Below are 14,462 nucleotides of genomic sequence, written 5' to 3'. Positions count from 1 at the left end.
TACCACGAAACAGAAGAACACACCCTCAAGAGAATGCCCCTATAGCGTAAGATAGGGGAGATTACCTTGGAGGTGTTTTTTTGTGGACATATCAAAATCTACATCTTCAATAAATTCGATAACCTCACCATTGGGACTGTGGATGAGAGCGTTTCTGACTACAAGCGGCGGTTCGCCAAGGGACAGACTCGCCGGCTCTATAAATGGCTTGGCTCCATATGCGAGTGCTTTCTGATACATATCCTCAACATCTTGGACATAGAAGGCGAGATGCAATAACGCCCCATGAGCTACCTCATCATCAGTCCGTGCTTTCTTGCCTTGAGCAGGAATGACCGCGTTGTTATCAAAGACCTCAATACAAGTTCTTTGGTCAGGTGAAATCAGCATGGAGGCTTCTTTAATTTGAAAGGATGGCAAACTCCAGTGATGGCCGATCTTGAACCCTAATACTTCTGTATAGAACGCAATGGTTGCTTGATAATCTTTGGCTTGGATTGCCACATGGGCAAGACCTTGTATACTCATTTATAAGCCTCCTCATTAGAGATGGTTCTAATTATAGGGGGATGAATTTGAGAAATGAATGCGAAAAGTAAGGAACATGTAGTAGAATGCATGTGAATATAAGGTTATGCAGGCTGAGGAGTTTATTTTATTAAAATCTCGGATTTGAGGTGTGCATCGTATGGAAAATGGGTTCGATGATATTGATCAAAAGATCATGCAATTACTTCAGCATAATGCGCGAATGTCGATTTCCCAGATCAGTAAAGAAGTGTCCATGTCTCAGCCATCCGTGAAAGAAAGAATGATTAAGCTGGAAGAAAAAAATATCATTTCCGGATATAAGGCTGAATTTAATTTGCGGAATTTGAACAGAGGGACGACCACGTTTATTCTGTTAAAAACGGAACGGTGCCAAGAAGTCGTTGATTTTTGTGAAAATGCCAAGGAAGTGACGGATTTATATCGCATTAGCGGAGAATATAATTATCTGATCAAGGTACAAACGGCATCCATCGAGGAGCTGGCTCAGTTTCAAGATGATCTTGCAAAAATCGGAGTTTCAAAATCCCATATTAGTATGAAGAACATTCTAGAGAACAGGGTGTTGCTCTGAACAGAGGAGAGTACGGACATCAGGAGGCCTACTTGAAATGGAGGAACGAAACACATACAGAACAAGCCAGTTATCAGATATCCTTGGAGTGACTAGGGATGCCCTGAGATACTATGAGGATCAAGGGATTGTGAATCCGAGGCAAAATGAATCCAATCACTATAGGCAATATGACTATTATGATATCTATACCTTGATGGTGGCTGACTTTTATAAAAAGAGAAATTTATCGATAAAAGAAGTAAAAAGGCTGCAGGTAGGCAGCGAAATCGAAGAGCTTGGAGCTATATTAGGGGATAAAGCCAGCGAATTAGAAGAAACGATACGGCTGAATGCATACATGCTTCAAAAAATAAAGGAAACCAAGCAATTCTGTGAGGATATCAAACAACATCTCAACCAATATTCTATTAGGGAATTCCCCGCTTGTGAAGTAATGGGGGAGATATCTGATTTCACAGCCTTTCAGGAGTATCCAGTTATATTGGAGCATATGGACTCAATGAAGGACGATATTCTCAGTAAAATTATGAGGCAGTTTACGTTTGATGAAACGGGATTTCTGGATACGAAGATGTACATTGTGGAGAAGCTTGAAGCGAAGCCAACAGAAGAAGGATGCTATTTGGAGTTCCCCACATGCATCTACACGATTGTGGAGGATGGCAGGTTCCAAAACGGGAGAGGGGATATTAAGCATCAGGTTTTTGAACATACGTTAGCATGGGGACGGGAACAGGGGCTTGCACCCAAAGGAGTCGCTTTTGTGAATACCCGTCTGATCACGTATCTGGATAACATGGAGCGCGTATTTTTAGAAATTTATATTCCTGTCGAGGGAAAATAGGGACTTTATGATCGATCTATTGACCTGGGTGTAACACCATAGTTTATATTTGGAAACCAGTGGAGCATGAGCGCGCAAATTGTTCTATTGGTTTTTTGTTTTATAAACTAGTTACAGGCGGGGATTAATATGAATGGCATACTAAAAAGATATATTCTATGGACCTATGGCATATTCTATGTGTTTCTTCTTCTCATCGGGTTATCCATGTTGGTTATCAAATCTCAACCATTAGCCGAAGTGTTAAAAGTGCTATCAGCTTGGACAGCTACCTTTGTGTTCATCGCGATGTTCCGTAAAATCAAGCCTCAAGAAAACCTGATGGATTTTATAAAGGGTCAATTTCGTGCAAGGATACGCCTATCAACGGTACTGAGCGTTGTTTTGCTCCAATTATTTGTTTTAATAGGGAGTCTCTCCGTAGTAACTGCAGTTTGGAATGTGCCCATACGCGAGCAATTAGCTGATTCCTGGACGACACTGCTTCTCGTATTTGGCTATAATCTGATTCTGGGGCCACTAGGGGAAGAGCTCGGGTGGAGTGCATTTGTACTCGATGAATTGCAAAAACGATTCAGTCCGTTAAAATCAGCTATTATAGTTGGAGTCACATGGGGATTCTGGCATGCTCCGTTATGGCTGATGACAGGCTATTCAGGAATGAATTTAGTGCTGTATATTGTCTGCTTCTTGGTCTCCATCATCTCTGTATCGATCATGATAACGGTATTTTATAATTTGAATCACAATCTGATTATCCCTATTCTCATTCATCAGCTTTTTAATTACTTTATGGGGATTCAATTGGGAGATCCATTGCGTATTATTGTCGTTACGGCCCCATTCTATTTAATCGTGGCTGTAGGTTTGGTTGTAGTGAATGATAGAAAGTGCTTGTACAAATAAGTGAGGGGAATACAGGTTCCGTCATGACTTGAAGGGTGAACCTTTTTGTAAGAAATGGTAAAGTGAAATGGAGATGACCTTTTCTACGAGGTGGGAGAAGCATGAAGGAATTATTGGTGAAGTACATGGCGAAATATACATCCCTTACTGAAGAGGAACAGCGGGCTGTTCTTGAAGATATTCATTTAGAGGAATATAAAAAAGGAACAGTGCTCCTTAGACAAGGAGATGTCCCTACGAATTGCTATTTTGTATTACAGGGATGTGTAAGGCAATACTTGATTCATGAATCGGGCAAAGAGGTTACGATCAACTTCTATACCGAGGAGCAAGCCATCACCAGCATCAATGCTCACAAACAAGATAAGTGGTCCGAATATACCTTTACCTGTCTGGAAGATACCGTGTTAGTCGTTGGCGAGCTGGCTGTTGAAAAGGACATGTTTCGAAAATATGGTCAATTGGAATCCTTAACGCGTCAGATGGTGGAAGAAAAGTTTGGCCAAGTCCAAGATGAATATGCTGCGTTTATCGCCTCGACGCCGGAAGAGCGCTTCAAGGCATTGCTGCGAAATCGGCCCGGACTAATCGATCGTGTGCCGCAGCACCAGCTGGCGAGTTATCTGGGCATTACGCCAGAGTCTTTAAGCAGAATCAAGAAGCGCGTCCATCAAGACAAGGAATAATCATAGTCAGGCCGCAATAGGGGTCTTTCCGTCCTTTCCACCTTTGAACAGCATCCATAAACCTAAGCCCAATTCGCCGACGATCATCGGTACCGTAAATACATAGGTAAGTATGGTTTTGATCGCCTCATATTGTGGGAAAAACACGTTGCATAGGTGAACGAGGATGTAGCCTGTACCGGCAAGCAGCAGCAAGATAATGATGATTTTCGGTATGTTGGCAGATATCAGGGCCACATAACCGACTATCAACAGATGTCCGCCGAAAATAATTAGTCCAATCGACCAGATGGCGTCAAAAGCTCGTACATACAACATCGCCTGCGTCTGAAGCTGATCGGAGATTGCAGAATGATCTGCACTGCCCGTGAGCAGCAGCACGAATATCAAGTTTAGAAAAGCGATCCCCAGTATCGCTGTATACATAAGGCGGAACCATGCGCCCAGTAAGGAAAGCCCTTGATGAATGGGCTTTAGAACCAGATAGAAAGCCCAGGCAACCACGATATCGGCTATTAGGATCAGCAGCCAACCAAAGATTTCAGCCTTGAATAGCGTGGTGGATGACAGAATGTTATGAAAGGTGGCGCTGGCATCTCCTTGTACCACAAGGCCAGCATGGGCATAGCCGTATGAGAAAAAGGAAGCTAGCGTCATAATGATCAGCGCTATGCCAGCAGTCAGGGCAGCTGTACGCTGATCGATTCGTTGTATGTGTGTCGTGACCATCATCAAATCCCTCCAGGTGTTCTTTATGAATCCTATTGTAAGCAGAGGGTGATGATGGAGCATTGACTTAAATCAAGAGAAAATGAAAAGTACCTATAGATCGTTTAAGCGCCTAAGCCGTGGAAAGAAGCCTTCGGTTTAGGCGCTTTATGTTCCTGCCCCGCACTGAACCACCACAAGCTTTGGGCTGTTCATGGAAAGCATGAAAAGAAACGATCATAGAATGTTGTTCGATCGCTACTAGTTGGATGTTGCAACAAAATCGATTCAGACTGATCGGATTCCTTCAAATGCGCTGCTCACCAATTGTTGCACATAGGGCTCGTCCAACGCTTCGCCTGTTACAAGCAAGCGATAGAAAATCGGACCATAAATAAGATCAATGCATATACCAATGTCGAGATTTTGTTTCAATTCCCCGCGTTGAACCCCTTTCTCCAAAATACCCCTTGCCTCTAGTCGACGGGGACGGAAAAACCGAGCTCGATAGGCCTCCGCCAATCCTGAATCAAACTGACCTTCGCCTAATAATTCCGTAATGATGATACCCTCCCGGCTTGTCAAAAACCGGGTTAAATTCGTAGCGTGAATTTGAATATCTTGAAATGTCGAACCCGTATCAGGCACGGGCAATCTGGCCGTGGCGGCGTACAGGAAACCATCCATTACCACGGCAGCCTTGTTAGGCCACCATTTATAAATCGTGGCCTTGCTGACTTGGGCACGATCGGCAATTTTATCGACTGTTACGGCTTGAAAGCCATTTTCCAACAATAATTCGTAAGATGCGGAAAGGATAGACTTTTGCGATTCTACATTACGCGGCCGGCCTCTTTTTCCGGTCATCTAATCATCACCTTTCATCCATACATATCTTGCCCGAGAAAAATAAACTATACGTTCAGTATACCAATTATGAATAAAAAATAAAGTTGAGGCCGCCTATTTACAAAACTAAACGTTCAGTATATTATTTGATTATCAAATTTATAAACTATACGTTCAGTATTTAAAAGAGGAAGAGGAGGAGCCTATAATGACTGCTTCAAAAAAACAAACAATCGGGAGAAGTATTCCGACATGGTTAACCGTACTCCTGGCTACCGCATGCGGTATCATTGTAGCTAATCTTTACTATGCGCAGCCCTTGGTTGGGGTAATTAGTTCTTCAATCGGGTTGTCTGCAAGCAGTTCCGGATTTATCGTGACGTTGACGCAGATTGGTTACGTAGTCGGGTTGCTATTTGTCGTACCTATGGGGGATATTGTTGAAAATAAAAGGCTGATTGTCATATCCTTGCTTCTTACAGCGGTTGCCCTTGCAATTACGGCATTGTCAAAGCAAGCTTTCCCGTTTTTAGCAGCTTCGTTTGTAATCGGTGTAGGATCAGTCGCTGCACAAGTGCTCGTACCTTTTTCGTCATACCTTGCATCCGAATCTTCACGCGGCCGTGTTGTCGGCAATGTCATGAGCGGATTGTTGCTTGGGATCATGCTCGCGCGCCCTGTGTCTAGTCTGGTAGCTGACTTCTTTGGCTGGCATGTCGTATTCGCTTTGTCCGCTGCAGCTATTCTTATTTTGGCGATCGTACTGTCGAAGGTGTTGCCTACAAGAAAGCCTTCGTTAGACACTTCCTATACAGCTCTGCTTGGTTCGATGTGGCATTTGCTGCGAACAACCCCGATCTTACGCCGTCGGGCTGCATATCATGCATGTGTGTTTGCGACGTTTAGCTTATTTTGGACAACAGTTCCATTACTTCTATCAAGCCCGATCTTTGGTTTTTCTCAGAAAGAAATCGCATTGTTCGCGCTTGTTGGAGTTGCGGGTGCAGTAGCAGCGCCTGTGGCTGGACGGTTGGCTGACCGCGGCTGGACTAGACCCGCAACAGGGATTGCACTCGTTACGGTCATCATTTCTGTTCTGTTGCCGCTTATAATTCGTACGGGTTCAACTATCGGAGTAGCTGTTCTCGTCGTTTCAGCCATATTATTGGATGCCGGTGTTTCCGCAAATTTGGTGCTTGGACAACGCGTGCTCTTCTCGTTGAATCCGGAAATTCGTAGTCGATTGAATGGGCTTTTCATGGCTATTTTCTTCTTTGGCGGTGCTATCGGATCCGCAATTGGAGGTTGGATATACGCTACGGGAGGATGGAGTGCCGCGTTATGGATCGGAATGGCTTTCCCAATCGCTGCCATCCTTTATTTTGCTACAGAGAAGAAGTAGGGGGACGATGACTCATTCGATCAGTGGGGGGGGAACCTTTGTCTATGAAAAACAAAAACCCCTCCACCATTTTGGAGGAGAGGCTGTTCATTCTACATTAACTCGTATAGTTATCGAAATAACCTTGGATAAAGATAATCGGCGTACCCTTATCTCCGCTACCGGAAGTCAAATCGGACAGAGAGCCGATAAGATCGGTCAATCTGCGAGGAGTTGTGCCTTGCGCTTCCATCGCACCGACGAGATCTGCACCTTTATTGGTAATGTATTCGGAGATCGCTTGCTTCAGTTCTTCGCCCTTTAGATGAGCGAAATTATTATCAGCAAGGTACTTCAGCTTCACTTCATTCGGAGTACCGTCCAGTCCTGCTGTGTAGGCTGGCGATACAACGGGGTCAGCGAGCTCCCAAATCTTGCCCACTGGGTCCTTGAACGCGCCATCCCCGTAAATCATGACTTCAACCTGCTTGCCCGTCTTTTCCTTGAGCACGCGCTGGATATTGTCTACGATAGGCTGGGAATTGCGCGGGAACAGCTTCACGCTATTCTCTGTAGATTTGTTGGAGCCTAACAGGCCATATGCTTCGTTGTATCCACTGCCTTCAATCGATGTAGTCATGATGTCATCGAGGCCGTATACACGTTCTCCACCATTGGCCTTCAAAATTCGTTTCGTTCTGAAGCGAGTATGAATATCGCAAGTCAGAACGTTTTTCGTGTACTCCAGGATCGTTTTCGGATGATTGGAGAAAATAACTTCACATTCCACGCCGTACTCTTCAATCAACGATTTATAGTAGTCGATATAATCGACGCCAGTAAAGGTATGTTTGTTATAGCCGAACAGCTCGCGGTATTTCTGTTCTGTCAGCACGTCCGTCCAAGGATTGATGCCTTTTTCGTCGAGCAGGTCAAGATCCACCAAATGGTTGCCTACTTCATCCGATGGATAGCTGAGCATGAGCACAATTTTTTTAGCGCCCTTTGCAATACCACGAAGGCAGATCGCAAAGCGATTGCGGCTCAAGATCGGGAAAATGACTCCAACCGTCTCATCTCCGAATTTAGCACGTACATCCTGCGCAATATGATCAATAGTCACATAGTTGCCTTGCGCACGAGCAACGATGGATTCCGTAACCGTAACGATATCTTTATCTTGAATGCGGAAGCCTTCCGCCTCGGATGCTTTCAACACGCTATCTACAACGATTTCCTCGATGCTGTCCCCTTGATTAATAATAGGGCAGCGGAGGCCTCTAACGACTGTTCCAACCATTCTTTCCAATATAATCGCTCCTTAGGTCGCTTATAGTGAATACATGACTTGGCGTTCCTATTTGTACTATACACCCGTCTAATGATATAAGTGAAATTAATATATCGAATATTAGGTATAAGGAGTGCTTATGTAGTGAGTAAGTTAGATTTATATAAGGTATTTTGTACGGTTGCGAAACGTGAAAGCTTCTCTAAAGCGGCACAGGATATGTATATGACGCAGCCAGCTGTCAGCCAGGCGATCATGCAGCTGGAGCGGGAGTTGGATACGCGTCTATTCACGCGGACATCGAAGGGGGTATTTTTGACGAACGAAGGCCGACTCCTATTCGAATATGCGAATTCAGCGATGAATCTAATTCACGTCGGCGAGGAAAAAATGCTGGAGTTAAAAAATTTAACGACAGGCGAGTTAAAAATAGGGGTTGGTGATACGATTTCAAGATACTTCTTGCTTCCCTATCTGGAGGAGTTCCATAATCGGTATCCCAATATTAAGTTCAAGATTATTAATGGTACCACCCTTGAAATATGTGCGCTGATCAAGTCAGGCGGGGTGGATATCGGCATATGCAATTTTCCGCTGGAGGATCCTGCATTGGAGTTAAGACCGTGTGCGGACATTCAAGATATTTTTGTATACGGGGAAAAGTTCAAGCATCTGTTAACTGGCCCAATCAGTCTAGATACAATCGCCAAGCTGCCGCTGATTTTCCTTGAGTCGAAGTCCAATTCCAGAAAGTATGTTGAAGATTATATCTTGTCAAAAGGCATACAGATTTCGCCGGACTTTGAGCTGGGTTCACACCATTTGCTATTAGAGTTCGCTAAAATTAATTTAGGCGTTGCCTGTGTGACGAGGGAATTCTCCCAAGAGTATTTGGACAAGGGGATTTTGCAGGAGGTTCAATTGGTGGAGGAGATCCCTAAGAGAAGCATTGGCATATGTTTTTTGAAAAGTGTATCGTTGTCTCCCGCATCAACAAAGTTCGTTGAGATTATCGAAAGTAAGAGACTTTGATTATATGCGTCTATATGCGTCGAAATTGTTACAAAACTCCAAAATGAAGCTGCAATATGAGAGTAGATGAATGGAGGAGAGGCCTGTCCTATGGTAGACTTGTGTTATTAATATTTACCAATTACTAATGAGGCGAGGGGATAAGATGGGGTTTCTGAAGAAGGTATTCGGCGGCAAGAATGATGGGGAGAAAGCGAATGACGGCACAACAATTTACACATATGGCGAAAGTGCCAATGATGGTTATGAGCCTCCTGCACCAATGGAATACACGGAAGAAATCGTAGCCCATTTCGAAGAAGTATTTCCGGGGAGAAATAGCAGCGTCTTTCATGAACTTATATCTGATGTGGTACATATTGATGTCAATATTATGGAACCTACGGAAGAAGAGCCATTCTGGGTGTTGTATACGACCGGCATGAGTGATTTGCCGATGACGATTCCAGATGAGATACGAGCGGAAATGGATGGCAATTACGATCGGGCAGAAGTGATGATGTTCCTTCCGGCTTCGTGGGAGCTAAGCCAAGAGGCGTTTAAGGACGATAACAATTATTGGCCGATCCAGCTTATGAAGCAGATGGCTCGTTTTCCACATCTATATAACACGTGGCTGGGATATGGACATACGATTCCGAATTTTCAGGACTATGAGCCTTATGCCGATGGGACAGGCTTGAATGGGGTTGTACTTTATCAATTAACAGAGGAAGTAAGCGTCATTCCGACCAAGGATGGCAATCAAGTTCATACTTATTTCCTGATCCCTCTGTACAAAGAGGAAATGGATTATAAGTTGGAGCACGGTATGGATGCCTTAATAGACAAATTATCAGAGTTGGAAGATGATTTGTTCGAGTTAAATCCGAAACGAATCAATACGTGCAAGTCATAATAAATAATTCTAGTTCTTGTCTAGAATCTAAAACGCCAGCTCTTTCACATCATTGAGAGAGCTGGCGACTTTTTTAGGTTAAGTACCTTCAATTTTGTATGACCAAATCGCGGCAGTCGTAATACTTTCACCCTGTTCGCGCGGTGTGAAGTATGTGAAGATGGATGCATCAGAGGTTGAGGCCACTCGGCTTTGAGCTTTTGACCTTCAGGCTATTGCGATCCTTCCTTCTAACTCATTGGCGAATTAGGGTCGCAGCTCTCCTGAAGATGTTAATTAGGAAAGGGGGCATCCAGGCTATCATATTCCTTCCTTCTATTGAATCTCCCATTGAAATTAGGGATATGGCTTTCCTGGAGTCTTTTTATGATGATGAATACCATCTATCTGCGAAGAGCGAACAAATTGATTGTGAACCAAGGGCAAGAAGATCATCGAATCTCTGCAGCCCATTTGGCTACGGCGTTGAAGAACATAGAGCAGCTTGGGTATACGTTTTCCAAGCCATTAATAAATGTTGTCCGTACTTTGTCCAGGGATCAGTTCACTGTATTCTATCAGGAACTGGTCACCGATCTTAAGGTAATGGTAGGTGCCCATGTGGCATACACACCGATGTATCCGGATTTCCCGGAGCAGGTGATGCAGGAAGATGACGTGGAGCTGTACCTGAATGCGATTTATCATTATGTGACCTTGGATGTGCCAGACTACGAGGCAGCAGATCGACCGCCACTGCTGGATCAGATCGACCTGAAGGTTATTGACCTGGGCAGCAGAGCAGAATTCCATTGGATGATTCGCCAGCTTATTCAGGCTAAGGGATCCATTTCCGAGACAGATCAGAACGATATCGACGCCGCTATCGAAGATGCGGATGCAGATGAGTTGGGGGATATTCTCCCTGACGAGATTCCATTCAAGGAGAATGTCGGCTTCGTGGCAGGCTCCTTATTGAAGCATGACAAGGCGAGCCTGAATGTGATCCGGCCGTACTTCAAGACGGCTACCGATGTCCTGCGTCTCGCTGTCGCTTGGTCGTCTGGCGACGTTAGTCTGGCTGAGCCTACGCGCTTCCGCAAGTTCAAGCGCCCGGAGAGACGGCTGCTGCTTGGTCTGCTTGAACAATGCGGAGCGATTACCGAGGATATGCTGAGATATAAGCAGCGCTGGATTCGGTTAGGCGAGATTTTGCATCCATCGGAATATAAGCAGCAATTTGGGAGAAGTAAGGAAGCCTTTGATATATTGCGCAATAAGAAGCCCTTTACGACTTATAACAGCAGTGTGGAGCTTGCTTTCCAATATCAGAATGTGTGGACGCTAATTGATCTGTTGACGAAGCGCCCAGGCGAGTTCGCCAGAAGGCTCGATCACTTGCTGCGCATCGCGGAACAAGCGGAGTACGTGGTATTGGCATTCGGCGAAATCGCGAATCAGGTGTCGACCCCTGTACTCATGCAAGTGAAGTCCCATTTTACCTATCGTAACGAGCCCAAGGAGCTTCGTACCTTCTTCCCGAAAGGGAATGTCGCCAAGGCTGTAGCAATTCCCAATACGCTCCCAACGCTCGATACAGCGGTATGCCAAGATATTGTGCAGTTGTGTGAACAGACGCTTATGGAGCGGTTCTCGGCGCTTCCATCGCTCGGAAAGGTGTATGTCGATGAACGTATGAAGCGGTATAATGTTCCGTTCTCCCAGCGTTCGGCGAGTAAGGCGCTGCACACGATTGTTCGGGGAAGCCGCGTGCCGATGGAGGAAGGGGACACGGTTCGCTTCTTCACCTGGTGGAAGGAAGGTACGGTGAACAGCATTCCTACCGGCCGTGTGGATATCGATCTGTCCGCTGTCATGTACGATCACAATTGGCAGTATGTTGAGCATATCTCATACACGAATTTGCGATCCTCGAAGTACCAGGCTGTGCATAGCGGCGACATCGTGTCCGCACCAAAAGGAGCCTGTGAATTTATTGATCTGCACATTCCATCCATTGTGGATTATGGCGGTCGTTATATTGTCGCTTCGCTTCATTCCTTTACGATGCAGCCGTATTGCGAATTGCCGGAGTGTTTCGCAGGTTGGATGATGCGCAAGAAGCCGGGTTCCGGCGAGATATTCGAGCCTGCAACGGTCGCAAACAAAATTGATGTCACAGCTGATACGAGGATTGCAATTCCTGTTATTTTGGATTTGGTAGAGCGAACTGTAATTTGGACCGATCTCTCGCTGACAAGACATCCAGACTACTGCAACAATGTAGAAGGGAATCAAAAAGGGATGGTCTTGATCGGCAAGGCGATGACTACTCTGCAAAAGCCGAATCTGTACGATCTGTTCATGCTCCATGCCCAAGCAAGAGGGGAAGTTGTTGCAACGGCAGATCAAGCGGGTACGATCTTCTCGGTAGACGAAGGAGTTACTCCTTACGATATCGAGCAGATTATGGCGGAATACCTTATATGAGTGCACATGCTTAGGCTCTATAGATGGCGGCGAGTCAGGACATCGGTTATCCAGTTTTGGCTTGCCGCCCTTGTTTTTAATAGTGAGGCGATTTCGGCAGTCCATGCATATATAGGTTATAAAAGGTCATGAAGCCCACCATATGCTGAACACAGCTTATGTGGGCTTCTGTATGTTTTTATTTGATTTCACTGTCAGGAGAAAATAAAGTATTAGACTAAGAAAATAAAATTGTAGCCTGGCGCTCGTTGGCTAAGCTAACGGGCAGGATTGCTTGATCACTGCACGAATACCTTAGATATGACGGATTTTACTATGTTTGCAAAAAAGACGTTATCTGGAAGAGAAGATGCGCAAACGCAATGATTATTTTTTGAAGGGGCGATTAAATTGAAGCAAGGGATAATCGTTTTTCTAAATGGAACCTCAAGTTCCGGAAAGACTTCCATAGCGACTGAACTATTAAACCAAAATGAAATCTCGTTTTATCATTTATCAATTGATGATTTTTTTAATGGATTGTTTCATAACTACATTGATTTCATTAACACCAAATATGCAGAAGATGCGCAAGGCCCAACCCATATCATTATTGAACCATTGATTACTTTGTTTTATTCAACAATTAAATTTATGTCGGTAATGGGGACGAATATCGTTGTAGATACAGTAAATGATACTGACGATCGATTTAATACATTTCTAGGTTTATTAATGGATCATCCTGTACTGCTTGTAGGAGTAACATGCTCGAAAGAGGAGCTTATTAGGAGAGAAAAACTAAGGGGAGATAGAGAGATTGGTTTAGCAATCTCTCAGTATGATAAAGTTTATTGCCTTAATGAGTATGACCTTGAACTAAATACTGAAACCTTGAGTCCAGATGAATGCGCCAATTTGATATTAAATTTTATTAGATCAAATCGTGAATACTCTGCTTTTAAGAAGTTAAATAAAAGAAGTGTTGGTGTTTCATAAAAGCCGTATCCTTCAGTTAACAAAACAGCGGCAGTCTAATACTTTATTTTGTTTGGACTTTCACAGCATAAGTCGAGTTTCTCCATTCGATTCTTCATACGCCCGCTTAACAGGAAGGAATAGGACGCTGTAACGAAAGCAATAAGCACCATTACACTGCTAATCCAACCGAAGTGGAAAATCGGCACTCGTTCAACTAGTACGCCTCCTACGGCCGCGCCTAAGGAAATGCCAATGTTCAATACGGCTGTCTGATAGCTTAATATGATTTCGGAAGCGGATGATTTCAGGGAAATGAGATAGATTTGATTGGCCGTGGTTGTCGTCCAAGAAGAGAATCCCCATACCATGATCGTGACCATAGCCCCCCAAGTCGAGCCAAACGCCACAGGCAAGGCAATCAGCGCCAGTACGTGCAGGATGAGGCTGGATCGAATCGTTACGTTTGCGCCCCATTTGTCAGATGCATAGCCGCCGAAGCGGGAGCCAATAAAGGCAAATATCCCTAAAACAAGGAGTGCCGTACTAATCATTTCAACGGAAAAATGCCCTATCTCCTGTAAAAGCGGTGAAATGTAAGTAAACGTAATCGTATAGCCGATGATCCAAAATAATGTCGTCAATAAACCGCTGAATACTCGTTTATCCTTGATGATCAGCAGCTGTTCTTTTAACGGTATTGGCGTTTGTCCTGGAGCGGTTGGGATCATCCATGCCAGCATGATAATGAGAAGCATGGTAATTGCACCCAGGATAAGGAAAATGAAGTGCCAATCCATGTATGACGTTAGCAGCGTGCCAATGGGCATTCCGAACACGAGTGCAGCGCTAAAGCCAGTAGTCACTGTAGCAATAGCAGCACCTTGCTTGCCAGGTGAGGCCAGCTTAGCAGCGAACACGGTAGCGATCACAGTGAACAGACCGCCGCTCGCAGCCAAAAGAACGCGTGAGACCATAAGAATTTCAAATCGGGTGCTTAGAAAGGCTGTAAGATTGCCAACCAAAAAGATAGCAAGGGAATATAACAATACTTTTTTGCGTTCAAATCGGATCGTCAACGCAACGAGAATCAATGATCCGATAACAAATGAAATAGAAAAAATAGTGACAAGCTGGCCTGCCATCCCAATGGACACATTCATGTCCGCAGCTATCATATTCAAAATCCCTACCGTGATAAAATCCACTGTTCCGATAATAAAAGCGCCTAACGCCAATAAATAGATGCCTACACGATTCATCAACTTGGTCTCCTTTACTGTCAGGGCGCGCGCCAAGTATGAATATCGATTTC

Annotated in this window: 14 protein-coding genes; 9 read left to right on the top strand and 5 right to left on the bottom strand. The window is 44.5% G+C overall.

What is annotated here, in order from left to right; genetic code table 11:
- Nucleotides 1-39: 39 nt before the first annotated feature.
- Nucleotides 40-528 (bottom strand): VOC family protein, encoded by a 489-nt coding sequence (locus tag ABN764_RS08530; RefSeq protein WP_446671584.1) that lies wholly within the window; start codon nucleotides 526-528, stop codon nucleotides 40-42.
- Nucleotides 529-688: 160 nt separating this feature from the next.
- Here ABN764_RS08530 and ABN764_RS08525 point away from each other — a divergent pair, with 160 nt between their 5' ends.
- The 4 genes from ABN764_RS08525 to ABN764_RS08510 all read left to right on the top strand — a co-directional run bounded on the left by ABN764_RS08525 (nucleotide 689) and on the right by ABN764_RS08510 (nucleotide 3,562).
- Nucleotides 689-1,123: an Lrp/AsnC family transcriptional regulator gene (locus ABN764_RS08525; protein WP_446671583.1), complete on the top strand. Its 435-nt coding sequence runs from the start codon at nucleotides 689-691 to the stop codon at nucleotides 1,121-1,123.
- A 37-nt stretch (nucleotides 1,124-1,160) separates the two neighbouring features.
- Nucleotides 1,161-1,970, top strand: a complete 810-nt coding sequence (locus ABN764_RS08520; RefSeq protein ID WP_446671582.1) for a MerR family transcriptional regulator — start codon at nucleotides 1,161-1,163, stop codon at nucleotides 1,968-1,970.
- Nucleotides 1,971-2,099: 129 nt separating this feature from the next.
- Nucleotides 2,100-2,876 (top strand): CPBP family intramembrane glutamic endopeptidase, encoded by a 777-nt coding sequence (locus ABN764_RS08515; protein WP_446671581.1) that lies wholly within the window; start codon nucleotides 2,100-2,102, stop codon nucleotides 2,874-2,876.
- Between the two features lie 101 nt (nucleotides 2,877-2,977).
- The gene (locus ABN764_RS08510; RefSeq protein ID WP_446671580.1) at nucleotides 2,978-3,562 is read left to right on the top strand and encodes a Crp/Fnr family transcriptional regulator; all 585 of its coding nucleotides are present in this window, start codon (nucleotides 2,978-2,980) and stop codon (nucleotides 3,560-3,562) included.
- Between the two features lie 6 nt (nucleotides 3,563-3,568).
- On the opposite strand, the gene ABN764_RS08505 is transcribed toward ABN764_RS08510, so the two are convergent.
- Together ABN764_RS08505 and ABN764_RS08500 are read right to left on the bottom strand one after the other, a co-directional pair.
- Complete coding sequence (locus ABN764_RS08505) at nucleotides 3,569-4,267, bottom strand: DUF4386 domain-containing protein (protein WP_446671647.1); 699 nt, start codon at nucleotides 4,265-4,267, stop codon at nucleotides 3,569-3,571.
- 291 nt (nucleotides 4,268-4,558) lie between these two features.
- Nucleotides 4,559-5,137: a TetR/AcrR family transcriptional regulator gene (locus ABN764_RS08500; RefSeq protein ID WP_268624294.1), complete on the bottom strand. Its 579-nt coding sequence runs from the start codon at nucleotides 5,135-5,137 to the stop codon at nucleotides 4,559-4,561.
- 190 nt (nucleotides 5,138-5,327) lie between these two features.
- On the opposite strand from ABN764_RS08500, the gene ABN764_RS08495 reads away from it, so the two are divergent.
- Entirely contained in the window at nucleotides 5,328-6,521 is a 1,194-nt protein-coding gene (locus ABN764_RS08495; protein ID WP_446671579.1) for an MFS transporter, read from the top strand.
- A gap of 97 nt (nucleotides 6,522-6,618) precedes the next feature.
- On the opposite strand, the gene ABN764_RS08490 is transcribed toward ABN764_RS08495, so the two are convergent.
- Nucleotides 6,619-7,809 (bottom strand): coenzyme F420-0:L-glutamate ligase, encoded by a 1,191-nt coding sequence (locus ABN764_RS08490; protein WP_446671578.1) that lies wholly within the window; start codon nucleotides 7,807-7,809, stop codon nucleotides 6,619-6,621.
- Nucleotides 7,810-7,935: 126 nt separating this feature from the next.
- Here ABN764_RS08490 and ABN764_RS08485 point away from each other — a divergent pair, with 126 nt between their 5' ends.
- The 4 genes from ABN764_RS08485 (at nucleotide 7,936) to ABN764_RS08470 (ending at nucleotide 13,168) form a co-directional block, all read left to right on the top strand.
- On the top strand, nucleotides 7,936-8,823 hold the full coding sequence (locus ABN764_RS08485; RefSeq protein ID WP_021257456.1) for a LysR family transcriptional regulator: 888 nt from the start codon (nucleotides 7,936-7,938) through the stop codon (nucleotides 8,821-8,823).
- Nucleotides 8,824-8,968: 145 nt separating this feature from the next.
- The gene (locus tag ABN764_RS08480) at nucleotides 8,969-9,721 is read left to right on the top strand and encodes a suppressor of fused domain protein (protein ID WP_072730983.1); all 753 of its coding nucleotides are present in this window, start codon (nucleotides 8,969-8,971) and stop codon (nucleotides 9,719-9,721) included.
- Between the two features lie 366 nt (nucleotides 9,722-10,087).
- Complete coding sequence (locus tag ABN764_RS08475; RefSeq protein ID WP_446671577.1) at nucleotides 10,088-12,190, top strand: TerD family protein; 2,103 nt, start codon at nucleotides 10,088-10,090, stop codon at nucleotides 12,188-12,190.
- 390 nt (nucleotides 12,191-12,580) lie between these two features.
- Entirely contained in the window at nucleotides 12,581-13,168 is a 588-nt protein-coding gene (locus tag ABN764_RS08470) for a chloramphenicol phosphotransferase CPT family protein (RefSeq protein ID WP_446671576.1), read from the top strand.
- 35 nt (nucleotides 13,169-13,203) lie between these two features.
- Here the strand turns inward: ABN764_RS08470 and ABN764_RS08465 are convergent, their stop codons facing one another.
- The gene (locus tag ABN764_RS08465) at nucleotides 13,204-14,409 is read right to left on the bottom strand and encodes an MFS transporter (RefSeq protein WP_446671575.1); all 1,206 of its coding nucleotides are present in this window, start codon (nucleotides 14,407-14,409) and stop codon (nucleotides 13,204-13,206) included.
- Nucleotides 14,410-14,462: the final 53 nt, after the last annotated feature.

Source organism: Paenibacillus wuxiensis (assembly GCF_040195695.1).
GTDB classification, from domain to species: domain Bacteria; phylum Bacillota; class Bacilli; order Paenibacillales; family Paenibacillaceae; genus Paenibacillus_B; species Paenibacillus_B suaedae.
This window is presented reverse-complemented; position numbering and strand designations above follow the sequence as displayed.